Origin of the sequence: Curvibacter lanceolatus ATCC 14669, assembly GCF_000381265.1 — a bacterium.
Lineage (GTDB): Bacteria > Pseudomonadota > Gammaproteobacteria > Burkholderiales > Burkholderiaceae_C > Curvibacter > Curvibacter lanceolatus.
On record NZ_KB906255.1, the window covers coordinates 108,495 to 132,956 of the forward strand.

Here is a 24,462-nt window from a genome sequence, read left to right on the forward strand (position 1 = left end):
CCCACGGTCGCGCACTGCGTGTCGCTCCCTGCCCCCCAGGGGGGTCGCAGCCTGCCTTGGGGCGGCCCGGCGGCAGGCTGGTGGCCCCCACGGTCACGCACTGCGTGTCGCTCCCTGCCCCCCCGAGGGGGGCCCAGCCCGCCTTCGGGCGGCCGGGCGGCGGGCTGATGTGACCCCCACGCTCACTCACTTCGTGTGATCGCTGCCCCCCGAGGGGGCAGCAGGCCGCCTTGGGGCGGCCCGGCGCCGGCCTGACCTCTTCGTTGAAGGCTGGCTGAATTCAAAAGGAAGCCGAACGGCCCCCACGCTGGCTCAGCGGGCGTCGGGGAGTTCGATCTTGACTTCGAGGACTTCGAGGTTGTCCTGGCGTTCGAGGTGGACCTTGATGTCGTCGGCGTTGATGGAGACGTACTTCGAGATCACGGCCACGAGTTCGCGCTGCAGGTCGGGCAGGTAGTCGGGGCTGGCGGCGCTGCGGCCGCTGCGTTCGTGGGCCAGGATGATCTGCAGCCGTTCCTTGGCCACACTGGCGGTTTTCTTCTTTTCACCGAGCAGGAATGACAGGAAGGACATGGGTCAACGTCCTCCGAACATGCGCTTGAAGAAACCGGGCTTGACTGCCTCGACGAAGCGCATCGGCTTGTCTTCACCCAGGAAACGGGCCACCACATCCTTGTAGGCCTCGGACACATCGGTGCCTTGGGCGTGGATGGCGGGGGTGCCTTGGTTGGAGGCCTGCAGCACGGCTTCCGACTCGGGGATCACGCCGATCAGCTTGATGCGCAGGATGTCCTGGATGTCTTCCAGCGACAGCATCTGGCCATCTTCGACGCGGCTGGGGTTGTAGCGCGTGATCAGCAGGTGTTCCTTGACGGGCTCCTTGCCTTCGATGGCCCGCTTGGTCTTGGAGCCCAGCATGCCCAGGATGCGGTCCGAGTCGCGCACCGAAGACACCTCGGGGTTGGTCACCAGCAGAGCCTCATCGGCAAAGTGCATGGCCATCAGGGCACCAGTCTCGATGCCGGCGGGCGAATCGCACACGATGTACTCGAAGCCCATGGTGCTGAGCTCATTGAGCACGCGCTCGACGCCTTCCTGCGTCAGGGCGTCCTTGTCACGGGTCTGCGAGGCGGCCAGCACGAACAGGTTGTCGCACTGCTTGTCCTTGATCAGGGCCTGGTTGAGGTTGGCCTCGTTGTGGATCACGTTGATCAGGTCATACACCACACGACGCTCACACCCCATGATCAGGTCGAGGTTGCGCAGGCCGACGTCAAAGTCGATCACGGCGGTCTTGTGGCCGCGCAAGGCGAGGCCGGATGCAAAGCTGGCGCTGGTGGTGGTCTTGCCCACGCCACCCTTGCCGGAGGTCACGACGACGATCTTGGCCATGTGTTGCGAGTCCTTGGTTCTTGGAAAATTGTCTTAAATGGGGGCGGGCTCAAAGCGCTTCGATGAGCAGCTTTTCGCCCACCAGGCGAATCTGGGCGGCCTTGCCGGCCACTTCGGGCGGCAGGGCCACTTCGGTGGTGCGGTAGATGCCGGCGATGGAGACCAGCTCGGGCTCCAGGCAGGTGCTGAAGATGCGGGCCTCGGTGTTGCCACGGGCGCCAGCGATGGCCTTGCCGCGCAGCGGGGCATAGACGTGCACGTTGCCGTCGGCGATCACCTCGGCCCCGTTGCTGACCAGGGCCAGCACCACGATGTCGGCGCCACGCGCATACACCTGCTGACCCGAACGCAGGGGCTTGTCGATCACCACGGTGCCCGGGCCGGCCACGGGCACTTCGACCTTGACCTCGCGCACCACCTCACGCACCTCCACCTGGGGTGTTTCGTGGCGCTGGGGCAGCACCACCTCGGGCACATCGATCAGGCCGGCCGCCACCGCAGCGGCCGTCTGGGCCGGGTTGCCGCCGCGCACGGCCACCGGCAGCACGCGGTGGCGCCGCAGCAGGGCGATGAGGGCGGGGAAATCAGGGCTGGCCTCGCTGTCGCGCACGGCGCTCAGGTCGATCACCAGCGGGTCGTTGGAGAAAAAATCCGGCGTGTCGCTCAGACGGCGTGTCAGGTCGGCCACCAGCGCCGCAGCGTCGGTGGTCTTGATCAACAAGGCCACCAAGGGCAAGGTGGCGCTCTTGAAATCAAAATTGGCGCGGGCAGAGCCCGTGGTCACACCGGTCATGGGAGGCTTGTGGTACGCAAAATGGGCCAAGTTTACAGCGCGACACAAGGCCGGCCACCGGCAATTGATCAGGAAGGGCATCGCCACCTAAGCGACCGCTCACACACCCACCTCGTCCTATCATCCAAAAATGAGTGTCACGCGCAAAAACCACCTCGACGGCCTGGCCCTGAGCCTGTTGCTGGCCTGCTGTCTGTTCTGGGGCTTCCAGCAAGTGCTGGTGAAGGCCACGGTGCCCGAGATGGCCCCCGTGTTTCAGGCCTGGCTGCGCTTTGCCCTGGCGGCCGCCCTGCTGTGGGCCTGGTGCCGCTGGCGCGGCGTGGCGCTGTTTCAGCGCGATGGGGCGCTGGGCTGGGGGCTGCTGGCGGGCGCGCTGTTTGCCGGTGAGTTCGTGTGCATCTATGTGGGGCTGCAGCACACCACGGCCTCGCGCCTGACCGTGTTTCTGTACACCTCGCCGTTCTGGGTGGCGCTGATCCTGCCCCGCTTTCTGCCGACCGAGCGCCTGCGCCGGGTGCAATGGGCGGGCCTGGTGCTGGCCTTTGGCGGGGTCTTGGCCGCCCTGGGCGAGCGGCTGGGAGGCGGCCCGGGCGGCCAGTGGCTGGGCGATCTGCTCGGGCTGACGGCTGGCCTGATGTGGGGCCTGACCACCGTCGTGCTGCGCAGCACGCCGCTGGGCCAGGTGGGGCCTGAAAAACAGCTGTTCTATCAGACCGCACTGTCGGTGGTCCTGCTGCCACTGGTGTCGTGGGCCCTGGGCGAACACTGGGCCTGGCCGCCCAGCACCTTCGCCCTCGGTTCGGTGGTCATCCAGGCCGCGGTAGGGGCCTTTGCCAGCTACCTGACCTGGATGTGGGTGCTCGGCCACTACCCCGCCACCAAGGTGTCGGCCTTTGTCTTTCTGACCCCGGTGTTCGCCTTGGCCGTGGGGGCGGGCTGGCTGGGCGAGCCGGTGACGCCCGGCCTGATCGGTGCCCTGGCCCTGGTGGGCACGGGCATTGTGCTGGTCAACCGGCGCTGAAGCGCCGGCCCGCCGGGGTGCAGGCCGGCTCAGCCCCCGTCAAGCGGGGTGGGCCGCAGCGCGCCGGGCGGCAAAGTCGACGTACCAGTCCAGGCAGGCCGCGTTGGCCATGGCGTCCTTGTTGATGACCTTCTCGATGGGCTGGCCCAGCAGCAGCTTCTTGATGGGCAGTTCCTGCTTCTTGCCGGTGAGGGTGCGCGGGATCTCGGCTACCTGGAAGATCTCGTCCGGCACGAAGCGCGGCGACAGCGCCACCTTGACCGCCTCATTGAGGCGATGGCGCATCGCCTCATCGAGGCTGAGGCCCTCGCGCAGCACCACAAACAGGGGCATGTAGCTGTCGCGGCCGAGGTATTCGAGGTCGACCACCATGGAGTCCAGCACCTCGGGCAGGGCTTCGACGGCGCTGTAAAGCTCGCTGGTGCCCATGCGCAGGCCATGGCGGTTGATGGTGGCGTCGGAGCGGCCATAGATCACGCAGGCGCCGTCGGCACCGATGCGCAGCCAGTCGCCGTGGCGCCACACGCCGCCGGCCTCGGGCCCCGCATCGCCGCCGCCAGGCCGGCGGCCGTGGCCGGCGGGGTACATGTCGAAGTAGCTCGACAGGTAGCGCCGCCCCCCTTCATCGCCCCAGAAGAACAGCGGCATGGACGGGATGGGCTGGCTGCAGATCAGCTCGCCGACCTCGCCCTGCACGGGCTGGCCCTGCTCGCTCCAGGCCTCGACCGCACTGCCCAACATGCGACACTGCATCTGACCGGGCACCTGGGGCAGTTCGCGGTTGCCGCCAATGAAGGCGCCGGCAAAGTCGGTGCCGCCAGAGATGTTGCACCACCAGATGTCGGCCTCGGGCGCATAGGCCTCTCGCAGCTCGGGCTGGCCGGCGGCCGCCGCCCGGGCCTGGCGCAATTGGCGAAACTGCGCCGTGCCCCAACGCTGCACGTCTTCCGACAAGGGCGAGCCCGTGGTGCCCAGCGCGCGCACGGCGCTGAGGTCGCCCACCGAGGGCAAGTCCACCCCGGCCTTCATGCAGTTGGCAAAGAAGGCCGCGCCGGCGCCGAAGAAGGTGACGCCGGTCTCGGCGGCAAAGCGCCACAAGGTGGCCCAGTCGGGCTTGTCGCGGCTGCCACCGGGGTTGCCGTCGTAGGTGACGCAGGTGGTGCCGCTGAGCAGGCCGCTGACCTGGGCGTTCCACATCACCCAGCCGGTGGAGCTGTACCAGTGGTAGCGCTCGCCCCAGGAGTTGGCCTCGTAGCTGCAACCGATGTCGTTGTGCAGTGTTTTCAGGGCCAGGGCCACCACCACGGTGCCACCATGGCCATGCACGATGGGTTTGGGCAAGCCGGTGGTGCCGCTGGAATAGACGATCCACAGCGGGTGGTCGAACGGCAGCCATTCGGGTTCGAAGGCGGCCGTGGCGGCGTCATCGCCCAGCAGGGCCTGCGCCCAGGGCGTGGCCCCAGGCAGGCTGGCCGCCGGGTCGAGATTGCCGTGCAGCACCAGGTGCTGCACGCTGGGCAGGGCCTGGCGCAACTCGGCGACCACGGGCAGGCGGTCATGGTCGCGCCCGCCGTAGCTGACGCCATCGCAGGCGATCAGCACCTTGGGTTCGATCTGCTTGAAGCGGTCGAGCACCGCATGGGTGCCCATGTCGGGGGCGCACAGGCTCCAGACGGCCCCCAGGCTGGCGGTGGCCAGGAAGGCGATGGTGGCCTCGGGGATGTTGGGCAGGTAGGCCGCCACGCGGTCACCGCGCTGCACCCCCTGGGCGCGCAGATGCAAGGCCAGGGCCGCCACCTGGCGGCGCAGCTCGGGCCAACTGAGCTCGCGCTGCTGGCCCTTCTCGTTGCAGCTGATCCAGGCGGCAAAGCCCGCCTGGTGGGCCGGCTGCACATGGCGAAACACCTGCTGCACGTAATTGACCTGGGCCCCCGGAAACCACTGCGCGCCCGGCATGGTGTTGCGCGCCAGCACCGCCGTGTGCGGCGTGGGCGACTGCAGCTCGAAATAGTCCCAGATGCTTTGCCAGAAAGCATCCAGGTCCGTCACCGACCAGCGCCACAGGGCGTCATAGCTGTCAAAGGCCAGGCCGCGCTCACGCTGCAGCCACTCGCGGTAAAGGGTCATCTGCGGGCGGAACGGGGCCGGGCCCGGGGGGCTCATGGTCATGATCTTGCGGTCTCCTTGTGGCCCAAGACTAGCAGCGGCCCCGCCCGCCCGTCAGCCGGGATGTCCCGCGGTCTGGCGGCCTGCGTGTCACGGGTTTGACAGGACGCCACTCATCAAATGGACCGGGCATTCCAGCCCATGACGCGCCACAAAGCATTGAGCGCCCCCCACCATGGGCCCACCATGCCCAGCGCCCACGACAGCCATTACAAGCTTTTGTTCTCACACCCCGAGATGGTGCGCGATCTGCTGATCGGCTTCGTCCCGGGCGACTGGTCACAAACCGCTCAGTTCGACAGCCTGGAGCGCGTCAATGCCAGCTACGTGAGCGACACCGACCGACAGCGGCATGAGGACATGGTGTGGCGACTGAAGGTGGGGCCGCATTGGGTCTGGGTGTACCTGTTGCTTGAGTTCCAAAGCCAGCCTGACGAATGGATGGCCGTGCGGATGATGGCCTACGTCAGCCTGTTGAGCCAACATCTGATCAAAGAGGGACAACTCGAACAGGGCAAGTTGCCTGCCCTGATCCCCATCGTGCTTTACAACGGGGGTCGCAGCTGGAAAAGCCCGACCAACGTGGCCGACTGCTTTGCCCCCAGCCTGCCAGGTCTGGCGCCGTTTCGCCCCCAGCTGCGATACCACCTGATCGATGAGGCGCGACTGCAGCTGTCCTCCACCCCAGGTGTGCGCAACGTGGCCAGCGCCTTGTTTCAACTGGAGCGCAGCAACACACCAACCGACATCGCGCACTTGGCCGCCGCCGTGGGCGAAGCCCTGCAAGCGCCCGAACATCAACCACTGCGCCGAACCGTCAACCTCTGGCTGCGACGCCTGATCCGGCGCAAAATGCCGGACATTGCCGCCGCAGAACTCGATCAGATCGATGATCTTTTGAAAGGCCCCACCATGCTCGAAGAAACCCTGGAGCGCCTCTACACCGAAGCGATTGAAAAAGGCCTGGCCAAAGGACAGTCGATCGGGATGTCCCAAGGTCTGTCCCAGGGTCTATCTCAGGGCTTATCCCAGGGCCTGTCTCAAGGCGCAAGCCAACTTCTGAGCCGGCTGCTGGAGCAGCGTTTTGGACCGCTGCCCGAATGGGCCAGCCAGCGCCTTCAGTCGGCATCGTCACCTCAGTTGGAGCACTGGGCCGATCAGCTGTTCACAGCGTCGACCCTGGAAACCCTGCTCGCAACCCAGGACTCAGCCGGCTGAGGCTTACAGGTGCACGGCCTCAAAGGCCGGGTGCAACTCATCAATCCAGTGGTTGAGTTCGTCCTGGTTGACGTTGAGGTGGGCCAGACAGGCTTCGCCGTGCTGACCCCATTCGCGTGAGGGTGCCAGCAGTTCGTGCTGGCCCACCAGGTACTCGGCCATCAGGCCCATGGCCACGAGGTGGCGCACGGTGTCCGGAAAGCGCTCATCGTCCAGGCAGGCAAAGTCATGGTGCAGCCAGATGGCCTGGGCCACCTCGTCGGACAGGCGCCAGGTGCGTGCCACGATGGCGCCGACCACGGCATGGTCGGTGCGGTGGTTGGCGTTTTCGGTCTGGGTGAAGGTGCGGTCCTTGCGGGCCAGGGCTTCGGTCAAGGTGCCCGAGTAGCCTCGCACGGCCCGCATCATCACCGGGATGCCCACGTGGCAGAACAGGCCGAAGCTGTAACCCAGGCCCGGGTCCAGGCTGTAGAGCTGGCGCCCGATGTGCTCGCAGGCGATGGCCCGGCGCTGTGAGCTTTCCCAGAAATGGTCCAACAGCGCCGAACGCACGGGCAGGGCATGTTTGACCAGAAAGCCGGTCAACAGCTCCACCGAGGGGCGCACCCCCAGCACCGTCAAGGCCATGCCCACGGTGTTGACCGGCTGGGCCAGGCCGTGCAGCGGGCTGTTGGCCTGGCGGATCAAGGCCGCGGCCATGGCCACATCGGCTGCGGCCACCTGGGAAATCTCTTCCACATCGGGCTCGCGCTGGGCGATGGCCTGTTGCAGGCGCACCAGCAGCTCCGGGCAAGGGGGAATCAGGATGTCGCGCACGGCCGGGTTGCGGCGGGCGGTTTCGATGTCGGGAATGGGCAGCTTGGAGGTCACAAGGTGGCGGGCGGGTGGCCCGTCGCAGGTTGGCGCAAGAGCCCCGATTGTCGTATCAATTTGTTAACAGAACCAGCACAAAAACCGTTGCAGGATCAAACGCTTATCACGTTTGTCAAAGTGCGAACACTCCGTACTGCCCCCGCCATTTACCACCCGTCTGCCTGCTAGCATTCGCCGCGTTTCTAACCCAACAGACAGGATTTCAGCATGGGACTATTCGACTGGCGGCTGCGCAGCCCCGAGGTGTTGCAGCAGGGAGGGGTGATCGGCCCGGATGAACGACTGCCCTGGGGGCAGACCGCGCTGATGGGGGTACAACACGTGATCGCCATGTTCGGCGCCACCGTGCTGGCGCCGATCCTGATGGGCTTCGACCCCAACATCGCCATCCTGATGAGCGGCATCGGAACCCTGGTGTTCTTTCTGATCACCGGCGGCAAGGTGCCCAGCTACCTGGGGTCGAGCTTTGCTTTCATCGGGGTGGTGATCGCCGCCTCGGGCTACGCAGGCAAGGGCCCCAATGCGGGCATGGCGGTGGCGCTGGGCGGCATCGTGGCCTGCGGCGCCATCTACACCGCCATCGGTGTGCTGGTTCAGGCCGTGGGCACGCGCTGGATCGAACGCCTGATGCCCCCGGTCGTCACCGGTGCGGTGGTGGCCGTGATCGGCCTGAACCTGGCCAGCGTGCCGATCAAGAACATGGCGGCCAGCAACTTCGACAGCTGGATGCAGGCCGTGACCTTTGTCTGCGTGGGCCTGGTGGCCGTGCTGACGCGCGGCATGCTGCAACGCCTGCTGATCCTGGTGGGCCTGATCGTGGCCAGCGTGATCTATGCGCTGCTGACCAATGGCCTGGGCCTGGGCAAGCCGCTGGACCTGTCGGGCGTGGCCAATGCCGCCTGGCTGGGCCTGCCCGGCTTCGCCAGCCCGGTGTTCAGCGCCAACGCCATGCTGCTGATCGCCCCGGTGGCCATCATCCTGGTGGCCGAGAACCTGGGCCACATCAAGGCCGTGACCGCCATGACCGGCAAGAACCTGGACGCCTACATGGGCCGGGCCTTCATCGGCGACGGTGTGGCCACCATGCTCTCGGGCAGCGCCGGCGGCACCGGCGTGACCACCTATGCCGAAAACATCGGCGTGATGGCCGCCACCAAGATCTATTCCACCGCCGTGTTCGCCTGCGCTGCCGTGCTGGCGGTGGTGCTGGGCTTCAGCCCCAAGTTCGGGGCCGTGATCCAGGCGATCCCGCTGCCGGTGATGGGCGGGGTGTCCATCGTGGTGTTCGGCCTGATCGCGGTGGCTGGCGCCAAGATCTGGGTGGACAACAAGGTCGACTTCTCCGACAACAAGAACCTGATCGTGGCCGCCGTGACCCTGATCCTGGGCACCGGCGACTTCACGCTGAAGTTCGGCGACTTTGGCCTGGGCGGCATCGGCACCGCGACCTTCGGCGCCATCGGGCTGTACGCCCTGCTCAACCGGCGCTCTGCCTGAAGCGCTTTCGCCCCGGCCTGCCCGGCCGGGGCATGAGGGCGCGCCCTGCCCCCTCCGGGGCACAGATTGCGCTACCCTCGGTCCTCCACACCCCAGGAGGATTCTCATGACCCCGACAGCCCCGCAAGCTCCGACACCGCGTTCCCGCATGGCCCGCCTGTGCGGCGGCAGCGCCTTGGTCGCCCTGGCCCTGGCCGGATGCGCCAGCGCCCCGCCCGGCCCCCGGGCCGTGGCCGATCTGCAGCCCACCCGGGGCAACAGCGTCAGCGGCCGCCTGAGCTTCAGCCAGAGCGGCGATGTGGTGCGCGTGAGCGGCCAGATCAGCGGCCTCAAGCCGAATGCTGAACACGGCTTTCATGTGCACGAAAAAGGCGACTGCAGCAGCGGCGACGGCATGAGCACCGGCGGCCACTTCAACCCCGGCAGCAGCGCCCACGGCCGGCATGACGCCAGCGCCCACCATGTGGGTGACCTGCCCGTGCTCAAGGCCGACGCCCAGGGCGTGGCCCGGGTCGACTTCGAAAGCCGGGGCATCACCCTGGTGGCCGGCCCGCAAAGCATCGTCGGCAAAGGCCTGATCGTGCACCGCGACCCCGACGACTACACCACCCAGCCCACCGGCAATTCCGGCCCTCGCGTGGCCTGTGCCGTCATCCAGGCCGGCTGAACCCGGCCCAGGCCCCCTCCCTTGGGGGAGGGGCTTCAGCCCACGAAACGGCCCGATGCCCCCAGCACCCCCAGCTCGACATAGTGCGAGCCCACATAGGGCGCATTGCCAAAGTCGACCACAAAGCCCCCCAGATCCAGCCCGCGCACGCCCGCCAGAGCGGTGCGCAGGCGGGCCCGGTTGACGTCCTTGCCGGCGCGGTCCAGGCCTTCGGCCAGCACCCGGGTGTTGATGTAGCCCTCCAGGCTGCCGGGCGAGAACTCGGTCTGGCCCAGGGCCCGCATGGCCGCCTGGTAGTCACGCACCAGCTGGATCTTGGCCCGGTTCGGATCCGGAAACACCATGGTCAGCGCCACCCCACTGCCCAGAGAGCCGAGCGCCTTCACGCCCTCGTTGCTCAGCGCGACGCTGAGGCCGACCACCGGCATGGACGGCGAAGGCTTGCGCAAGCCCGTCACCAAGGCCTGCGACACGGCGCCGGCCGTGGCCATGAACACCGCGCTGGGCTTGGCCGCCAGCACCTGGTTCACCACCTCGGCCAGGTTCTTGCCCCCGGTGTCCAAGGCCACCTGGGCCACGGCCTTCATGCCCTGCCCCTCCATGGCCTTGAGGGCATCGCCCAGCACCTCGCGCCCGAAGCCGTTGTCCAGGTAGACGATGGCCAGGCCGTTGAGCCCCATCGAGCCCAGGCGCTGGATCAGGCGCTGGGTTTCATCGGTGTAGCTGGCGCGCACATGGAACAGGTTGCGGCTGCTGCCCTTGCGCAACGAGCTGGCCCCGGTCAGGGGCGCCACATACGGGAGGCTGTTTTCCTCGATCACCGGCAGGATGGCGGTGTTGTTGGGCGTGCCCACGCACGACAGCAAGGCCAGCACGCCGCCCTCAGCAGCCATCTTGCGCACGTTGTCCAGGGTGCGGTTGGGCTGGTAGGCGTCGTCCACCATCTGCAGCTGCAGGCTGCGGCCCTGCACACCACCGCGCGCATTGATCTGGCCCATGGCCGCGTCAATGCCCAGCTTGAGGTCCTGGCCCAGGGCCGCCAGCGGGCCCGACAGCGCCGCCGACGAGCCAATCACCACGCTGCGCCCGGACACCCCCTCTTGCGCCCGGGCCAGGCCGATCAGGGCCGGTGCCGCAGCGGCGGCCAGCAGCCGGGGAGCAAGAGACAGAAATTGACGGCGTTGGGGCATACCAGGGCTCATGGGTTCGGGCTAAACCTCCAGTCTGCCATTCAGAGCCGCTCACCGGCATTGGGGATGCCCCCCAATCTGTGCACGCCCTCTGACAGGGCCCTGAAAACCCCATATGCATGTCACTTTTATGTATTTGGACGTTGTATCAAACGCTTCAATAATTACTTTTCCTTATTTAAAAGCCCCCCAGCCCTTCAAAAAATGAACTTCCAGCAACTGCGCTCCGTTCGCGAAACCGTGCGCTGCGGCTTCAACCTCACCGAGGTGGCCAATGCCTTGCACACCTCGCAGCCCGGCGTGAGCCGGCAGATCCGCGAGTTGGAAGAAGAGTTGGGGATCGAGCTGTTCGTGCGCGCCGGCAAGCGCCTGACCGGACTGACCGACCCGGGCGAGCATGTGCTGCCCATCATCGAGCGCATCCTGCTCGACAGCGCCAACCTGCGCAAAGCCGGTCAGGAGTTCGTGGCCCAGCAGAACGGCCAGTTGTCGATTGCCGCCACCCACTCACAGGCCCGCTACGCCTTGCCGGCTGCGGTGCAAGAGTTCCGCCAGCAGTTCCCCAACGTCAAGCTCAACCTGCACCAGGGCTCGCCGCGCCAGGTGGCCGAGATGCTGCTGTCGGGCGAGGCCGATGTGGGCATCGCCACCGAGGCCCTGGCCCAGTACGAAGCCCTGGTCGCCCTGCCCTGCTACCGCTGGACGCATTCGGTGCTGGTGCCGCCGGGCCACCCATTGCTGGACGCCCCCCTGACCCTGGAGCGCCTGGCCGCCTGGCCGCTGATCACCTACGACAACGGCTTCACCGGCCGCACCCACATCGACGAGGCCTTCACCCAGCGCAAACTCAACCCGCACATCGTGCTCAGCGCCATGGATGCCGATGTGATCAAGACCTATGTGGAGCTGGGCATGGGGGCCGGCATCGTGGCCTCGATCGCCTACGAGGCCGAGCGCGACACCGGCCTGCGCGCCATCGACGCCGGCCACCTGTTCGGCATCAACCTGACCCGCCTGGCCGTGCGCCGCGGCAGCTACCTGCGCGGCTATGTGTATGCCTTCATCGAGTCCTTTGCCCCCACGCTGAACCGCGCCATCGTGGAGAAGGCCCTGCAGGACGAATCGGGCGGCAGCGCCGACTACGAAATCTGAAGCGCCAGGCCGGACACGCCAGCCACCCCATACGCGCGCCCAGCCAAGGCTTGCGCCAGCACCTGGGCCGGGTCGATCAAGGTGGCCCCCGCCACTTCGGGCGCCCCGGGCAAGGCCAGCGGGATCTCGGTGCAGGCCATCAGCACCGGCTGCGCGCCGTGCCGCTCCAGCAAGGCCGCGGCCACCTCGGCAAAACAGGCCTGTGCCAGCACCCGGTCGCCTTGCTTGACGCCCTGGTAGATGCCCTGCATCAGGCGCTCGCGCTGGGCCGCATCGGGCAGGATCAGCGCGATGCCGGCCTGCCCCAGGGCCTGCTCATACAGCCCGCTGCGGTAGGTGCCTTCGGTGGCCAGCAGGATGGCCTGGCGCGCCCCCTGGGCCTGCAGGGCCTGCGCCACCTCCTGGGCCACATGCAGCAGCTCCAGCTGCGGAAAGCGCTCTTGCAGCCGCCCATGCCAGGCGTGCGCCGTGTTGCAGGCCATGGCCACGCTGCGCGCACCCAGGGCGGCCAGCCGCCCCAGCGCCTGCAGCATGGGCTCCAGCGGCTGGTGCGCACCGCTGTCGCGGTTCAGCAAGGCGCCGGTGCGGTCCGGCACCGGCACCTGGGCCAGCCAGTGCTCGGGGAAGGCCTGGTCCTGCACGCCGCGGCCCAGGGCCTGCAGCTGGCGCGAGCAGGCCTCGACAAACAGGCGCACAAAATCGGCCCCCGCCGCCGGCCCCATGCCGCCCAGGATGCCGACCACCTGCGGCGCAGACAGCGATTCAGAGAGCGACGCAGAGCGCGATGCAGGGCCCATGATCAGACGGCAGGCTTGTCGCTCAGGGCCTTCAGGTTGTCCTTGAGCTGCGGGCTCATGGGCAGGCCCAGGGGCACACCGCGCGGCGGGATGGGCTGCATGAACCACTTGGTGTAGAGCTTCTCGAACTCACCGCTCTTCATCATGCCGCCGATCACGCCGTCGACCAGGTGCTTGAAGCCGGCATCGTCCTTGCGCAGCATGCAGGCATAGGGCTCGACCTGCAGCGCCTCGCCCACCACCTCGAACTCGTCGGGGTTCTTGGCATTGGCCTTGAGGCCGAACAACAGGATGTCGTCCATGCCGAAAGCCAGGGCCCGGCCCGATTCCACCAGCAAGAAGGAGTCGGCGTGGTCCTTGCCGAACAGCATGTTGAAGTTCAGGTTCTTCTCGGTGCTGTACTTGCGCAACACCTGCAGGTTGGTGGTGCCCGTGGTGGTGGCCACGTTCTTGCCCGCCAGATCAGCGTAGTCCTTGATGCCCGAGCCCTTTTTCACCACCAGCCGGGTGCCGGTGTAGAAGTGGTTGATCGCAAAGGCCACGTCCTTGCCGCGTGCCATGTTGTTGGTGGTCGAGCCACACTCCAGGTCGACCGTGCCATTCATGATCAGCGGAATGCGGTTCTGCGAGGTCACCGGCTGCCACTCGATCTGCAGATCGGGCTTCTTGAGTTGCTTGCGCACCGCATCGGCCACGGCATTGGACATGTCCACCGCAAAGCCGATGGGCTTGGAGGGGCCGTCCAGGTAGCTGAAGGGCACCGACGATTCCCGGTAGGCCAGGGTGATCTTGCCGGAGGCCGCGATCTTCTCCAGGGTGTCGGCCTGCACCAGGGCAGAGCCAGTGGCCAGGGTGGCCGCAGTGAGCAGCAGGGGGATCATTTTCATGCGCAGACCTCTCGAGGGTGTGATGGGTGGATGAGGGGGTGAACGTCGAAAGCCCAGTGTAGGAAGGCCCGGGCCCCGCGCGGTAATTCCTTTTCACGGCATGGGCATTACAAAAGGTAATGGGTCTGGCCCCAAAGAGAGACCGCCCTGAGCGATGGAGTCCGACCGGAAGCCCCCGTCACCGACCTGCCCCATAACCGCGCTGCATGGCCCAGGCCTCGATTGGCATGAGCGCCTTCGCGCTGCGCGCCCTACATTGGCAGCAGTTTCAAAGCCAAAAAAAGGATCGCTCATGCACATCTGTGTGCTCGGCGCCGGCATCACCGGGCTGGCCGCCGCCTATTCACTGCAGCAAGAAGGCCACCAGGTGACCCTGCTCGACGCGGCCGAGGCCGTCGGCCAGGGCGCCAGCGGCGGCAACGGGGCCCAGCTCAGCTACTCGTACGTGCAACCCCTGGCAGACCCCTCGATCTGGGGCCAGTTGCCCAAGCTGCTGCTGGCCGCCGACTCACCGCTGAAGTTCCGCCTGCAGGCCGATCTTCACCAATGGGCCTGGGGGCTGAGCTTCATGGCGGCCTGCAACCGAGTGCGCTCGGAGCGCAGCACCGCCACCCTGCTGGGCCTGGCCGCGCGCAGCCGCGCAGGTTTTGAGCAGATGCTGAGCGACCTGCGGCCCGACAGCGACCACAGCACCCCGGGCAAGCTGGTGCTCTACCCCACCGATGCCGGTCTGCAGGCCGCGGCGCGGCAGATCGAGCTGCAGGCCCGCCTGGGTGGCGCCCCCCAGCGCCTGGTGTCGCCCGCCGAATGCGTGGCCCTGGAGCCTGCGCTGGCCAGTTATCAGCCGGCCATGGCCGGCGCGGTCTACACCCCCAGCGAGAGCGCGGCCGACTGCCTCAAGGTGTGCCAGGCGCTGGACCAGGCCCTGGCGCAGCGCGGTGCGCAACGACTCTATGGCCGAGCGGTGACCCGGCTGGAAGTGGCCGGTGGCCGTGTGCAGGCCGCCCACACGGCCCAGGGGCCGGTGCAGGCCGACCACTTTGTGCTGGCCCTGGGCGCCGACAGCGTGGCGCTGAGCCGCCCCTTGGGCTTGCAGTTGCCGGTCTACCCGCTCAAGGGCTACAGCATCACCCTGCCGGTGGGCACCGAGCCTGGCCGCGCCCCCCGGGTCAGCGTGACCGACAGCACCCGCAAGGTGGTGTTTGCCCGCCTGGGCGAGCGCTTGCGAGTGGCCGGCATGGTGGAGCTGGTGGGCTACGGGCGTGACATCCCGCCCGACCGCATCAGCAGCCTGTGCCAGTCCACGGCCCAGGTGTTCCCCGGCGTCAAAGACTTCAGCGAGGTGCAGGCCTGGTGTGGCCTGCGGCCGGCCACACCGACCGGCCTGCCGATCGTCGGGCGCCTGCCCCAGGGCCCCGACAACCTGTGGATGAACACCGGCCACGGCGCCCTGGGCTTCACGCTGGCTTTTGGCACCGCACGCCAGCTCAGCGAGGCCTTGCGGGCCTGATCCAACGCCGCGCCAGCGGTGCCAGAATGCGCGCTTGAACACGCTGCATGAGGTGCCCATGGCCCAGTCATCTTCTTTCCGATCCCGTCTCTGCGCCTGGCCGGCGCTGATGGCGGTGGTGGCGCTGAGCGCGCTGCTGGGCGCCTGCGCCCAGGCCCCCGCACTGCCTGAACTGGGGGACACCCGCTGGCAGGGCGACGGCAACCCACCCACCCAGCTGCGGCTGGATGCCAATGGCCAGGCCAGCGGCTTTGGCGGCTGCAACCGGTTCAGCGGGCGCTGGCGCATCGACGGTGGCCAGCTGCGCCTGGGCCCGCTGGCGGCCACCCGCATGATGTGCCTGACCCCGGGTGGCGAGCAGGAGGGGCCCTTCCTGGCCAGCCTGGAGGCCACGCGCTCGGCCCGGCTCGAAGGGGGTCACCTGCTGCTGCTGGATGCCCAGGGCCAGGTGCTGCAGAGCCTGCAGCCGGCCCGCTGAGGCGCCTCAGCGATCCGACCTCACAAGGCCTGCCGGATTGCCTGCTGCATCTCCTCGGTGATGGCGCGCACCAGCACCGAGCCGGGTTTGTCGGCCAGGCGCAGCGCCTGCACCGGCACGTGGATGGCGGGCTCCAGCGCCAGCACCTCGACCTTGCTGCGGTCGGCCGACACGGCGGTGCAGGCATCCACCAGGGCCACGCCCAGGCCGTGGTGGGCCATGGCCAGCGCCGCGTGGTAGGTCTGCACGGTGACGTACGAATTCAGGCCCACGCCGGCCTCGCGGCAGGCCTGGCTCAGGCGCGTGCCCACCGGGTCGCGGGCATCGAGGTTGATCACCGGCACCTCCACCAGGTCGGCCAGGCTGAGCTGACCCTGGCGCAGCTTGCGCGCCGGCAGCAGGCCCTTGGGCACCACGCACACCATGGCGCATTCGGCCAGAGGCTCGTGGGTCAGCGAGGGGTGGCTGAGCGTGCTGAAGACAAAGCCCACATCGGCCTCCTGCAGCATCAGGCTGGAGGCGATCTGGGGCGAATGCAGGGCCTCGACACTGACCACGATGTCCGGGTGCTTCTTCTTGAAGCGGGCCAGCGCCCGCGGCAGGATGTCGTAGCTCAGCGCCAGCACCGAGACGATGCGCAGCTCGCCCGCCACCTGGCCGCCGCGCAGGCTGGTGGCCAGGCGCTGCACCTCGTCGAGCTGGGCAAACAGGCGCTCGATGTGTGGGAACAGCGTCAGCGCCTCGGTGGTCGGGGTGAGCCGGCCCTTGGCGCGCTGGAACAGCGCAAAGCCCAGCTGGATCTCGGCGTGCTGCAGGGTGCGGCTGACAGCGGGCTGGGTGATGTTGATCAGCCGGGCCGCCGCGCTCACGCTGCCGGTCAGCATGATGGCGTTGAAGACCTCGATGTGGCGCAGGCGCATGGGGGGATCCCGCCTCAGCTGCCGCGCTGCAGGCGCTCGCTCTTCCAGTAGACGTCGTCGCCACCATCGACCCGGTTGAGCACCCGGGCCAGCACGAACATCAGGTCAGACAGTCGGTTCAGGTACTGGCGCGGCGTGTCCTTGAGCGCCTCTTCATTGCCCAGGGCCACCACGGCACGTTCGGCGCGGCGCGCCACGGTGCGGCACACATGGGCCTGGGCGGCGCTGCGCCGGCCGGCGGGCAGGATGAACTCCTGCAGGCGCGGCAGCTCGGCATTGAAGCGCTCCAGCGCCTCGTCGAGCTGCAGCACCGCCTCGGTCTTGAGCAGCTCGAAGCCCGGGATCGACAGCTCGCCGCCCAGGTTGAACAACTGGTGCTGGATGTCGGTCAGCAGCTCGCGCACCGCCTCGGGCAGGGCCTCGCTGAGCAGCAGGCCGATGTGCGAGTTGAGCTCGTCCACATCGCCCATGGCGTGCACGCGCAGGCTGTTCTTGGACACCCGGGTGTTGTCGCCCAGGCCGGTGGTGCCGTTGTCTCCGGTGCGGGTGGCGATCTGGGTCAGGCGGTTGGCCATGCGGGGGTCCTTGCAAACATTGGAAAAGGGGGGATGAAAAAGGTGGGCCTCGACCGGCTGTCGGGCCCCCGATTTTGCGCGAGATCGCCCTGCCTTGCCGCTGCGCCGGGCCGTCAACCCCTGGCCTCGGCAGGATGCCGCCCACACTCCTAGAATGGCAGGCTGGCCTGACCCGGCCCCCTATTTCACGCCGTACTGGAGACACCATGAACGCCCCCACCGCCCCCTTGCACCTGCTGCCCGAAGTGCAGCAACGCGATGTGCCCGCCGCCCTGATCGATGCCCTCAAAGCCCGCTTCGGCGAGCAGTGCAGCACCGCCCTGGTGGTGCGTGAACAGCACGGCCGCGACGAGTCCTCGTTCCAGGTGCCGCCGCCCGCGGCCGTGGTGTTTGCCCAGAGCACCACCGATGTGGCCGATGCCGTGCGCCTGGCCAGCCAGTTCGAGGTGCCGGTGATTCCGTTTGGCGTGGGCTCCTCGCTCGAAGGCCACCTGCTGGCCGTGCAAGGCGGCATCAGCCTCGACGTCAGCCGGATGAACCAGGTGCTCAGCGTGAACGCCGAAGACCTGACCGTGACCGTGCAGCCCGGCATCACCCGCAAGCAGCTCAACGAAGAGATCAAGTCCACCGGCCTGTTCTTCCCCATCGACCCGGGCGCCGACGCCACCATCGGCGGCATGACCGCCACCCGCGCCAGCGGCACCAACGCCGTGCGCTACGGCACCATGCGTGAAAACGTGCTGGCCCTGGAGGTCGTCACCGCCAGCGGCGAGGTGATCCGCACCGGCACCCGCGCCAAGAAGAGCAGCGCCGGCTACGACCTGACCCGACTGATGGTGGGCAGCGAAGGCACGCTGGGCGTGATCACCGAGATCACCGTGCGCCTGTACCCCCTGCCTGAAGCCGTGTCGGCCGCCATCTGCTCTTTCCCGAGCATCGAAGCGGCGGTGCGCACCACCATCCAGACCATCCAGCTGGGCGTGCCGATTGCCCGCGTCGAGCTGATCGATCACAACACCGTGCGCATGGTCAACCAGTACTCCAAGCTCAGCCTGCGCGAAGAACCCATGCTGCTGATGGAGTTCCACGGCTCACCCACCAGCGTCAAAGAGCAGGCTGAAACCGTGCAGGAGATCGCCAGCGAGTTCGGCGGCAACGCCTTCGAATGGGCCAGCACCCCCGAAGAGCGCACCCGCCTGTGGACGGCCCGGCACAACGCCTACTTTGCCGCCGTGCAGTCACGCCCGGGCTGCAAGGCCATCTCCACCGACACCTGCGTGCCCATCAGCCGCCTGGCCGACTGCCTGCTCGACTCGGTGACCGAGACCGACGCCAGCGGCATCCCCTACTTCCTGGTGGGCCACGTGGGCGACGGCAACTTCCACTTCGGCTACCTGATCAACCCCGATGACGCCGACGAACGCGCCAAGGCCGAGGAACTGAACCACAAGCTCGTCACCCGGGCGCTGCAACTGGGCGGCACCTGCACCGGCGAGCACGGTGTGGGCCTGCACAAGATGGGCTTTCTGCTCGACGAAACCGGCGCCGGCGCGGTCGACATGATGCGCACCATCAAACGCGCCCTCGACCCCAAGAACATCCTGAACCCGGGCAAGATCTTCGCGCTTTGAAAAAACGCCGCAGGCCTCACGCCGGCTCGGCGTTGGCATCCAGCGAAGGGCTTGATGCCAGCGGCTGCACCGCCAGCCGCAAGCCCAGTGCTTTCAGGATGACCAGCAAGCTGCTGAGCGCCGGGTTGCCACTGGGCGACAGGGTGCGGTAAAGCTGGGTGGGATTCAGCCGGGCCTGTTGCGCCAGCGCGGGAACCCCGCCCAAGACCTGGGCGAGCTGACGCAACACCACCAACAGCTCTGCTTGATCGCCATCTTCCAGGATGCTGTTGATGACCTCCAGGGCCAGGGCCGGATCGGACCGGTACAACTCGACCATGGCATCGTCATGGGGTCTGTTTTTCATCATCGGTTCTCCGTTGCCAATCCGTCCACGCCGTGACGGCTCTTTCGATGTCGGCCGGCTGGCTTCGCTTGGTGCCACCCACCCAGCAACAAAACCATCGATCCAGGCCGTGCGTAGTAGATCCGGTAGCCTTGCCCCACATCCACCCGCAACTCCCAGACGCCGTCACGACAAAACTTGTGGTCGCCGAAGAGGCCCCGCTCCAACTGGCCCACCCGTCGAATGACCGCCACTTTGGCCCGGACATCGCGCATTCCACGCAGCCACTCCAGGTACAGATCGCGGTGGCTCCCTGCTGTGAGGTAGTGCGCAATGGATCGGGGCAAATTCTCGTTTATGAACGAATTTTGATCAACAGACACAGAGCACCTCGGCTGGACGGGGTCTGTTGATCCTCGTTTTTGCCATGCGGCGGGTCGAGTGCATCCATCGGGACATCAGGCCCTCCCAACCTGATCGGAGCGCCATGAAAAAACCCCGCCTGGCATGAGCCGAGGCGGGGTTTCTTCATTCAAGCGGGCCCGCCCAAGGCGGGCCGGGCGATCACAGTTCGCCGTGCGGCAGCAGGCCGGCGCGGTTGGCGGCGGCGGCGGCCTGGCGCACTTCCTGGCGGGTGATGGCGGACTTCACGGCCGGCAGCACCTGCGAGTTGGTGTCCACGTCGGCGGCGTGGCGGGCGGCGGCCACGGCCTGGGTCTTCACTTCGGCACGGCTGTATTGCGACACCACGTCGGCGCGCTGGTTGTATTCGGCCAGGCCTTCGGCAAAGCTGGGTACGGCGGCCACGAAGGCAGAGGCGGCAATCAGGGCGGAGGCGATCAGTTGGCGGTTCATGATGATGTTTCCTTTCAAAGTTGATGGACTTCCGGGCAGGGCGGAGGCCTCGAGGGGCGCCGTCTTGTCCAGCTCGGTGAGTCTTTGCAGAGGTGTCTGGCTCATCGATGGAATGAACTTTATAGGGTTAACACCAACAATAAAACATCGTCATGAGCAAATGGCTATTCCGTATTTAGAAACAATCGACGCGGAACTTTGCCTGAGCTGGCCGAAAGGCCCCGGGCTCAGCGCTCTTCAGGCAGGTTGTTGAGCAGCAGGCGCAGGCGCACGCCGGCCAGACTGTGTTGGCGCCCGGACCCCGTGCCGAGCGGGGTGAGGCCGGGTTGCCAAGCCTCGATCAGGGCCTGCAGTGGCTGCAGCTGAGCCGCCTCCACCGTCTGGCCGCGCAACTCCGGGTAGCGGCTGGGGTTCTGTGTGCGGGCCAGCAGCCAGGCCACGCTGCGCGCCATCGAGGCGCCGGCCGGGGTGCCCCAGTGGTACAGGTCGTCGCCACTTTCACGCAGCGCCAGGGCCAGCGTGAGCAGGGGGCGCAAGGCGTCCACCTGGTCGGCGAGGCGGCCGCTCTGGCGGTAGTCCAGGCTCTCGCCCGTGGGCAACAACGCGTCCATCAGCTGCTGTTGCAAGCCACGCCGGGCCGATTCGACCAGGGTGGCATCACCCAGGGCCCAACCGATCAGGCCGATGCTGCACAGGCGGTGGCTGTTGCGGCGGTCCAGGGCGTCGGGCCGGTCCAGTTGCCGGTCGCCCTGCTGGGCCAGGGCATGGGCCTGCCACCAGGCATCCAGGCGGACCCGGTCCGGCGCGCCCAGCTGGGGGCGCAACAGGCGGTAGGCCCACATGGCGGGCTCGAGCCAGCGCAGGGCCAGAGGCTGGGCCACCGGGCCCAGGCTGCGCGCCCAGGGGCGCAGCAGCTCCAGGGCCCGCTCCCGGTAGGCCGCCTGACCGTTGAGCGTGTACAGAAAGGCCAGGGCCTGCAGCTGTTCGAACTCGCCCAGGCTGTCGGCCACACGGCGTGGCGGTGCCTCGCCCTGCCAGTGGGGCTCGGCAGGCAGGTGGGCCAAGGCGTGCGGGGGCTGGCTCCAGCCGCGCGCCAGCAACTGGTACTGGGCCTTCATGACGGCCTGCACCTCGGGCGACTGAGGGGCGCGCTCGCGCAGCAGTTGCCAGTGCCGCTCCGGGGGCCACCACAGCGCGGGCGGCGGGGCCTGGGCCGAGCGATCCTGGGCCCACAGCACGCGGGTGGACAGCCCGCCGACCACGCAGGCCAGCAGGGCCCGGCGGTGGCGGCTTGGAAGGCGGCTGGCGGTGTTCATGGTGGGCGCTCCTGGCGCGGTAGGCTGGCGGGACACCAGCAACGGATGATAGGTCGCCCCGGCTCCGCTCGAAAGCCGGATCAGCACCGCCTTCAGACCCGGTAGATCCAGACCGGGCGCCCATCGGGCGCCATCAGCCGGGCCTGGTGGGGCTGGCCCACCACCTCGAACTCCAGGCTCACCAGCCAGCTGCCCGGGGCCATCTCGGCCTGGGCCTTGGCGAGGGCCCGCGCCATGCTCTCGGGGCGCTGGAACACATACACCAGCTGGTACGGCGCCCAGGATTCACGCCAGATGTCGCCGCGCCGCACCTGGGCCCAGGGGCAGCGCAAGGCGCACAGCAGGCGCAAGGGCCAGCTCCACTCCAGGCCATGCAGCGCCGCCTCGGGCCAGGCCCGACGCAGGGCCCGCAGGCCGTCGCCCAGGCCACAGCCGGCATCCAGCACCGCGGCGCCCGCGGGCAAGGCGATTGCCTGGGGCAGGCCCAGCAAGGCGGCCCGGGGGGTGGGGAAGATCGGCGCATCGCGCCAGGCATTGATCGGGTAGACCAGCAGCACCAGGCCCAGTGGCAGCAGCCACACCCAGCCCGGCAGGGTGACGGCCCCCGACACCAGCAGCGACAGCGGAAAGCCCAGCGCGATCATGAAGCGGCGCCACCAGTTGGGCCCCAGCACGCTGCCCAGGGCCCCCAGGGCCGCGGCACAGCCCAGGGCCACCAGCAGGTCCACCCCGGCCTGTGCCAGCACGGCAAACAGGCCCCAGGCCGCCGCCCACACCAGCAGGGCCGGCAGGGGCCAGGGCAGGCGCAAGCGGGCGGCCGGGCGGTGGCCGGGCACAGGGCGGCTCATCGCATCAAGCGCCCGAGGTGCTGCCGCGCAGGCGGTCGATCAGGCCGTTGAGTTCTTCCAGCGAGCCGAACTGGATGGCCAGTTCGCCCATTTCCTCGGTGCGGCCGGCGCGCTTGACGCGCTTTTTCACGCGCACTTCCACGGTGGCGGTCAGCAGGTCGGAGAGTTCTTCTTCCACCCGCTTGAGGTCGCGCGACTTGTCTTTCTTGGCGGGCTTGGGCGAGGTCAGGCTGAACTCGGCGCCGATCTTCTTGACCAGGCCCTCGGCCTCGCGCACCGACAGCTTCTTGGCCACGATCTGGTTGGCGGCAGTGATCTGGGTGGCCCGGTCCAGCGACAGCAGCGAGCGCGCATGGCCCATGTCCAGGTCGCCCGCCATCAGCATGGTCTGCACCGGCTCGGCCAGGTTCAGCAGGCGCAGCAGGTTGGAGGCCGCGCTGCGCGAGCGGCCCACCGCCTGGGCGGCCTGCTCGTGGGTCAGGCCGAACTCTTTCACCAGGCGTTGCAGGCCCTGGGCTTCTTCGAGCGGGTTCAGGTCTTCGCGCTGGATGTTCTCGATCAGTGCCATGGCCGCGGCGGCCTCGTCGGGCACCTCGCGGATCAGCACCGGCACGCTGTCCAGGCCGGCCAGGCGCGAGGCGCGGAAGCGGCGCTCACCGGCAATGATTTCGTACTTGCCGTCGTTCGGGCCGGCGTGCAGGCGGCGCACCAGGATGGGCTGCATGATGCCCTGGGCCTTGATGCTTTCGGCCAGCTCGTACAGCGCGCCCTCGTCCATGCGGGTGCGCGGCTGGTAGACGCCGGGCACCAGCTGGTCCAGCAGCAGGGTGGCGGGCTGGCCGCTGTTGGCCACGGGGGCGCTGCCGTCCGCGGCGGCTTCGTCCACCTTGGGGCCCAGCAGGGCTTCGAGTCCACGGCCCAGGCCCTTGGGTTTCTTGGTCGCCATCTTGGTCAGATCTTTCTTGGAACTTGGATTGCAGGGCCCGTCAAAGCGCCCGAGGAGATTGCAGAGATTGCAGCAAGGCCAACCCCTCGGGCCAGTCGCCCAGGCCCGATTCGGCGTTCAGGTGCCCGCGCGGGCCGGCGTCCACCAAGCGGCTGCCCCAGGCCTGGGCCAGGCCCTGGGCGTGCGCCATGCTGGCATAGGGGTCGTTGCTGCTGGCCACCAGAACGCTGGCAAAGGGCAGGCGCTGGCGCGCCATCGGGGCCCAGCCGGGCAGCATCACGCGCAGGTCGTCGCGCTCCAGCTCGGGCGGGGCCACCAGCAGCGCGCCGCGCACCCGGCCCGTGTTGCGCGAGTGCGCGGCCCAGGCCGCCACCAGGGCACAGCCCAGGCTGTGCGCCACCAGGACCACCGGCGCACTCCGGGCCAGCAGCACCTCTTCGAGGCGGGCATTCCAGTCGCCGCGCAACGGGCGCATCCAGTCGTGCTGCTCCACCCGCACAAAACCGTGCTGCTGCTCCCACAGGGTCTGCCAGTGGCCGGAGCCGCTGTTCTGCCAGCCCGGCAGCAGAAGAACATCTGAAGCCTGAATCATCGAATGCCTCCGGGGGCTCACATGGTTTTGATGCGCTGCACCATTTCTTCGGCAAACTCGACGAAGGCCTGGCTGCCCTTGGCCTGCGGGTCGAACACCACACCCGGCAAGCCGTAGCTGGGGGCCTCGGCCAGGCGCACATTGCGCGGGATCACGGTGTTGAACACCTTGTCGGCAAAGTGGCCCTTGAGCTGCTCGCTCACCTGCTGCTGCAGCGTGATGCGCGGGTCGAACATCACACGCAGCAGGCCGATGATCTGCAGATCCTTGTTGAGGTTGGCATGCACCTGCTTGATGGTGTTGACCAGGTCGGTCAGCCCCTCCAGCGCAAAGTACTCGCACTGCATGGGCACGATCACCCCATGGGCGGCACACAGGCCGTTCAGGGTCAGCATCGACAGCGAGGGCGGGCAGTCGATCAGCATGAAGTCGTAGTCGGCATCGACCGCGGCCAGCGCGGTCTTGAGGCGCTTTTCACGCCGCTCCAGCTGCACCAGCTCGACCTCGGCACCGGCCAGCTCGCGGTTGGCCCCCAGCACGTCGTAGCCGCAGGTTTCGGAATGCACCTTGGCCTCGGCCACCGAGGCCGATTCGATCAGCACGTCGTACACCGTGAATTCGAGCTGGCGCTTGTCCACGCCCGAGCCCATGGTGGCATTGCCCTGCGGGTCCAGGTCGACCATCAGCACGCGCTGGCCGATCTTGGCCAGGCCGGCTGCAAGGTTGACGGTGGAGGTGGTCTTGCCGACCCCCCCTTTTTGATTGGCGACGCAAAAAATCTTGGCCATGAATTCGTTCTTGTTATGGGGTCTG

26 protein-coding genes are annotated in these 24,462 nt (G+C 67.8%); 8 read left to right on the forward strand and 18 right to left on the reverse strand.

From position 1 onward, the window contains the following. Window positions 1–312: 312 nt before the first annotated feature. Genes minE through minC form a run of 3 tightly spaced genes read right to left on the reverse strand, consistent with a single transcriptional unit; the run spans window position 313 to window position 2,185 of the window. A complete protein-coding gene (minE, locus tag F624_RS0107445) occupies window positions 313–573 on the reverse strand; it encodes a cell division topological specificity factor MinE (RefSeq protein WP_019573655.1) in 261 nt (86 codons plus the stop codon). A 3-nt stretch (window positions 574–576) separates the two neighbouring features. Beyond that, the gene (gene minD, locus F624_RS0107450) at window positions 577–1,392 is read right to left on the reverse strand and encodes a septum site-determining protein MinD (RefSeq protein WP_019573656.1); all 816 of its coding nucleotides are present in this window, start codon (window positions 1,390–1,392) and stop codon (window positions 577–579) included. Window positions 1,393–1,441: 49 nt separating this feature from the next. After that, a complete protein-coding gene (gene minC / locus F624_RS0107455) occupies window positions 1,442–2,185 on the reverse strand; it encodes a septum site-determining protein MinC (protein WP_019573657.1) in 744 nt (247 codons plus the stop codon). Between the two features lie 130 nt (window positions 2,186–2,315). Between minC and F624_RS0107460 the strand changes: the two genes are divergently transcribed. Next, a complete protein-coding gene (locus F624_RS0107460) occupies window positions 2,316–3,206 on the forward strand; it encodes a DMT family transporter (RefSeq protein WP_019573658.1) in 891 nt (296 codons plus the stop codon). A 39-nt stretch (window positions 3,207–3,245) separates the two neighbouring features. Here the strand turns inward: F624_RS0107460 and F624_RS0107465 are convergent, their stop codons facing one another. Beyond that, window positions 3,246–5,375 carry an acetoacetate--CoA ligase gene (locus F624_RS0107465; RefSeq protein ID WP_019573659.1) on the reverse strand — a complete coding sequence of 710 codons (2,130 nt, stop codon included), beginning with the start codon at window positions 5,373–5,375 and terminating at the stop codon, window positions 3,246–3,248. Between the two features lie 183 nt (window positions 5,376–5,558). Between F624_RS0107465 and F624_RS0107470 the strand changes: the two genes are divergently transcribed. Further along, a complete protein-coding gene (locus tag F624_RS0107470; protein WP_031254444.1) occupies window positions 5,559–6,590 on the forward strand; it encodes an Rpn family recombination-promoting nuclease/putative transposase in 1,032 nt (343 codons plus the stop codon). 3 nt (window positions 6,591–6,593) lie between these two features. On the opposite strand, the gene F624_RS0107475 is transcribed toward F624_RS0107470, so the two are convergent. Then, window positions 6,594–7,460: an HDOD domain-containing protein gene (locus F624_RS0107475; protein WP_019573661.1), complete on the reverse strand. Its 867-nt coding sequence runs from the start codon at window positions 7,458–7,460 to the stop codon at window positions 6,594–6,596. Window positions 7,461–7,670: 210 nt separating this feature from the next. Between F624_RS0107475 and F624_RS0107480 the strand changes: the two genes are divergently transcribed. Continuing rightward, window positions 7,671–8,960, forward strand: a complete 1,290-nt coding sequence (locus F624_RS0107480) for a solute carrier family 23 protein (protein WP_019573662.1) — start codon at window positions 7,671–7,673, stop codon at window positions 8,958–8,960. A gap of 148 nt (window positions 8,961–9,108) precedes the next feature. Further along, window positions 9,109–9,627: a superoxide dismutase family protein gene (locus F624_RS0107485; RefSeq protein ID WP_019573663.1), complete on the forward strand. Its 519-nt coding sequence runs from the start codon at window positions 9,109–9,111 to the stop codon at window positions 9,625–9,627. A 35-nt stretch (window positions 9,628–9,662) separates the two neighbouring features. Here F624_RS0107485 and F624_RS0107490 read toward each other — a convergent pair whose 3' ends face one another. After that, complete coding sequence (locus F624_RS0107490; protein WP_019573664.1) at window positions 9,663–10,817, reverse strand: ABC transporter substrate-binding protein; 1,155 nt, start codon at window positions 10,815–10,817, stop codon at window positions 9,663–9,665. A 204-nt stretch (window positions 10,818–11,021) separates the two neighbouring features. On the opposite strand from F624_RS0107490, the gene F624_RS0107495 reads away from it, so the two are divergent. Next, the gene (locus F624_RS0107495; RefSeq protein ID WP_019573665.1) at window positions 11,022–11,969 is read left to right on the forward strand and encodes a CysB family HTH-type transcriptional regulator; all 948 of its coding nucleotides are present in this window, start codon (window positions 11,022–11,024) and stop codon (window positions 11,967–11,969) included. On the opposite strand, the gene F624_RS0107500 is transcribed toward F624_RS0107495, so the two are convergent. Beyond that, window positions 11,957–12,766, reverse strand: a complete 810-nt coding sequence (locus F624_RS0107500; protein WP_019573666.1) for an aspartate/glutamate racemase family protein — start codon at window positions 12,764–12,766, stop codon at window positions 11,957–11,959. The two genes, F624_RS0107495 and F624_RS0107500, sit on opposite strands and share 13 nt — an antisense overlap. A 2-nt stretch (window positions 12,767–12,768) precedes the next feature. Then, on the reverse strand, window positions 12,769–13,647 hold the full coding sequence (locus tag F624_RS0107505; RefSeq protein WP_043425678.1) for an amino acid ABC transporter substrate-binding protein: 879 nt from the start codon (window positions 13,645–13,647) through the stop codon (window positions 12,769–12,771). A gap of 298 nt (window positions 13,648–13,945) precedes the next feature. On the opposite strand from F624_RS0107505, the gene F624_RS0107510 reads away from it, so the two are divergent. Both F624_RS0107510 and F624_RS33315 read left to right on the forward strand, forming a co-directional pair. Beyond that, window positions 13,946–15,163, forward strand: a complete 1,218-nt coding sequence (locus tag F624_RS0107510; RefSeq protein ID WP_019573668.1) for a D-amino acid dehydrogenase — start codon at window positions 13,946–13,948, stop codon at window positions 15,161–15,163. Window positions 15,164–15,197: 34 nt separating this feature from the next. Continuing rightward, on the forward strand, window positions 15,198–15,641 hold the full coding sequence (locus tag F624_RS33315) for an META domain-containing protein (protein WP_051107342.1): 444 nt from the start codon (window positions 15,198–15,200) through the stop codon (window positions 15,639–15,641). Between the two features lie 20 nt (window positions 15,642–15,661). Here the strand turns inward: F624_RS33315 and F624_RS0107520 are convergent, their stop codons facing one another. Together F624_RS0107520 and F624_RS0107525 are read right to left on the reverse strand one after the other, a co-directional pair. Next, window positions 15,662–16,561, reverse strand: coding sequence for a LysR substrate-binding domain-containing protein (locus tag F624_RS0107520; protein ID WP_019573670.1), 900 nt, complete (start codon window positions 16,559–16,561; stop codon window positions 15,662–15,664). A 14-nt stretch (window positions 16,562–16,575) separates the two neighbouring features. Further along, window positions 16,576–17,136 carry a cob(I)yrinic acid a,c-diamide adenosyltransferase gene (locus tag F624_RS0107525; protein WP_019573671.1) on the reverse strand — a complete coding sequence of 187 codons (561 nt, stop codon included), beginning with the start codon at window positions 17,134–17,136 and terminating at the stop codon, window positions 16,576–16,578. Between the two features lie 206 nt (window positions 17,137–17,342). On the opposite strand from F624_RS0107525, the gene F624_RS0107530 reads away from it, so the two are divergent. Further along, on the forward strand, window positions 17,343–18,767 hold the full coding sequence (locus F624_RS0107530; RefSeq protein WP_019573672.1) for an FAD-binding oxidoreductase: 1,425 nt from the start codon (window positions 17,343–17,345) through the stop codon (window positions 18,765–18,767). A 16-nt stretch (window positions 18,768–18,783) separates the two neighbouring features. Here the strand turns inward: F624_RS0107530 and F624_RS0107535 are convergent, their stop codons facing one another. The 8 genes from F624_RS0107535 to F624_RS0107570 all read right to left on the reverse strand — a co-directional run bounded on the left by F624_RS0107535 (window position 18,784) and on the right by F624_RS0107570 (window position 24,437). Further along, on the reverse strand, window positions 18,784–19,113 hold the full coding sequence (locus tag F624_RS0107535) for a helix-turn-helix domain-containing transcriptional regulator (protein WP_019573673.1): 330 nt from the start codon (window positions 19,111–19,113) through the stop codon (window positions 18,784–18,786). Further along, a complete protein-coding gene (locus tag F624_RS32320) occupies window positions 19,113–19,367 on the reverse strand; it encodes a type II toxin-antitoxin system RelE/ParE family toxin (protein ID WP_425387277.1) in 255 nt (84 codons plus the stop codon). Before F624_RS32320 ends, F624_RS0107535 begins: the two co-directional genes overlap by 1 nt. Before the next feature lie 289 nt (window positions 19,368–19,656). Next, the gene (locus F624_RS0107545) at window positions 19,657–19,947 is read right to left on the reverse strand and encodes a hypothetical protein (RefSeq protein ID WP_019573674.1); all 291 of its coding nucleotides are present in this window, start codon (window positions 19,945–19,947) and stop codon (window positions 19,657–19,659) included. 227 nt (window positions 19,948–20,174) lie between these two features. Beyond that, window positions 20,175–21,263 carry an alginate lyase family protein gene (locus F624_RS33320; protein ID WP_019573675.1) on the reverse strand — a complete coding sequence of 363 codons (1,089 nt, stop codon included), beginning with the start codon at window positions 21,261–21,263 and terminating at the stop codon, window positions 20,175–20,177. Between the two features lie 92 nt (window positions 21,264–21,355). Continuing rightward, on the reverse strand, window positions 21,356–22,111 hold the full coding sequence (locus tag F624_RS0107555) for a class I SAM-dependent methyltransferase (RefSeq protein ID WP_019573676.1): 756 nt from the start codon (window positions 22,109–22,111) through the stop codon (window positions 21,356–21,358). Window positions 22,112–22,115: 4 nt separating this feature from the next. Continuing rightward, window positions 22,116–23,057: a ParB/RepB/Spo0J family partition protein gene (locus tag F624_RS0107560; protein WP_019573677.1), complete on the reverse strand. Its 942-nt coding sequence runs from the start codon at window positions 23,055–23,057 to the stop codon at window positions 22,116–22,118. Window positions 23,058–23,097: 40 nt separating this feature from the next. Continuing rightward, window positions 23,098–23,649, reverse strand: coding sequence for an RBBP9/YdeN family alpha/beta hydrolase (locus F624_RS0107565; protein WP_019573678.1), 552 nt, complete (start codon window positions 23,647–23,649; stop codon window positions 23,098–23,100). A 17-nt stretch (window positions 23,650–23,666) separates the two neighbouring features. Then, window positions 23,667–24,437, reverse strand: coding sequence for a ParA family protein (locus F624_RS0107570; protein ID WP_019573679.1), 771 nt, complete (start codon window positions 24,435–24,437; stop codon window positions 23,667–23,669). Window positions 24,438–24,462 lie beyond the last annotated feature (25 nt).

What these genes read in the sequence shown, in the direction of transcription:
- minE (WP_019573655.1), bottom strand. Translation starts at nt 573, where the DNA reads ATGTCCTTCCTGTCATTCCTGCTCGGTGAAAAGAAGAAAACCGCCAGT.
- minD (WP_019573656.1), bottom strand. Translation starts at nt 1,392, where the DNA reads ATGGCCAAGATCGTCGTCGTGACCTCCGGCAAGGGTGGCGTGGGCAAG.
- minC (WP_019573657.1), bottom strand. Translation starts at nt 2,185, where the DNA reads ATGACCGGTGTGACCACGGGCTCTGCCCGCGCCAATTTTGATTTCAAG.
- F624_RS0107460 (WP_019573658.1), top strand. Translation starts at nt 2,316, where the DNA reads ATGAGTGTCACGCGCAAAAACCACCTCGACGGCCTGGCCCTGAGCCTG.
- F624_RS0107465 (WP_019573659.1), bottom strand. Translation starts at nt 5,375, where the DNA reads ATGACCATGAGCCCCCCGGGCCCGGCCCCGTTCCGCCCGCAGATGACC.
- F624_RS0107470 (WP_031254444.1), top strand. Translation starts at nt 5,559, where the DNA reads ATGCCCAGCGCCCACGACAGCCATTACAAGCTTTTGTTCTCACACCCC.
- F624_RS0107480 (WP_019573662.1), top strand. Translation starts at nt 7,671, where the DNA reads ATGGGACTATTCGACTGGCGGCTGCGCAGCCCCGAGGTGTTGCAGCAG.
- F624_RS0107485 (WP_019573663.1), top strand. Translation starts at nt 9,109, where the DNA reads ATGGCCCGCCTGTGCGGCGGCAGCGCCTTGGTCGCCCTGGCCCTGGCC.
- F624_RS0107490 (WP_019573664.1), bottom strand. Translation starts at nt 10,817, where the DNA reads ATGCCCCAACGCCGTCAATTTCTGTCTCTTGCTCCCCGGCTGCTGGCC.
- F624_RS0107495 (WP_019573665.1), top strand. Translation starts at nt 11,022, where the DNA reads ATGAACTTCCAGCAACTGCGCTCCGTTCGCGAAACCGTGCGCTGCGGC.
- F624_RS0107500 (WP_019573666.1), bottom strand. Translation starts at nt 12,766, where the DNA reads ATGGGCCCTGCATCGCGCTCTGCGTCGCTCTCTGAATCGCTGTCTGCG.
- F624_RS0107505 (WP_043425678.1), bottom strand. Translation starts at nt 13,647, where the DNA reads ATGATCCCCCTGCTGCTCACTGCGGCCACCCTGGCCACTGGCTCTGCC.
- F624_RS0107510 (WP_019573668.1), top strand. Translation starts at nt 13,946, where the DNA reads ATGCACATCTGTGTGCTCGGCGCCGGCATCACCGGGCTGGCCGCCGCC.
- F624_RS0107520 (WP_019573670.1), bottom strand. Translation starts at nt 16,561, where the DNA reads ATGCGCCTGCGCCACATCGAGGTCTTCAACGCCATCATGCTGACCGGC.
- F624_RS0107525 (WP_019573671.1), bottom strand. Translation starts at nt 17,136, where the DNA reads ATGGCCAACCGCCTGACCCAGATCGCCACCCGCACCGGAGACAACGGC.
- F624_RS0107530 (WP_019573672.1), top strand. Translation starts at nt 17,343, where the DNA reads ATGAACGCCCCCACCGCCCCCTTGCACCTGCTGCCCGAAGTGCAGCAA.
- F624_RS0107535 (WP_019573673.1), bottom strand. Translation starts at nt 19,113, where the DNA reads ATGAAAAACAGACCCCATGACGATGCCATGGTCGAGTTGTACCGGTCC.
- F624_RS32320 (WP_425387277.1), bottom strand. Translation starts at nt 19,367, where the DNA reads ATGCGCGATGTCCGGGCCAAAGTGGCGGTCATTCGACGGGTGGGCCAG.
- F624_RS0107545 (WP_019573674.1), bottom strand. Translation starts at nt 19,947, where the DNA reads ATGAACCGCCAACTGATCGCCTCCGCCCTGATTGCCGCCTCTGCCTTC.
- F624_RS33320 (WP_019573675.1), bottom strand. Translation starts at nt 21,263, where the DNA reads ATGAACACCGCCAGCCGCCTTCCAAGCCGCCACCGCCGGGCCCTGCTG.
- F624_RS0107555 (WP_019573676.1), bottom strand. Translation starts at nt 22,111, where the DNA reads ATGAGCCGCCCTGTGCCCGGCCACCGCCCGGCCGCCCGCTTGCGCCTG.
- F624_RS0107560 (WP_019573677.1), bottom strand. Translation starts at nt 23,057, where the DNA reads ATGGCGACCAAGAAACCCAAGGGCCTGGGCCGTGGACTCGAAGCCCTG.
- F624_RS0107565 (WP_019573678.1), bottom strand. Translation starts at nt 23,649, where the DNA reads ATGATTCAGGCTTCAGATGTTCTTCTGCTGCCGGGCTGGCAGAACAGC.
- F624_RS0107570 (WP_019573679.1), bottom strand. Translation starts at nt 24,437, where the DNA reads ATGGCCAAGATTTTTTGCGTCGCCAATCAAAAAGGGGGGGTCGGCAAG.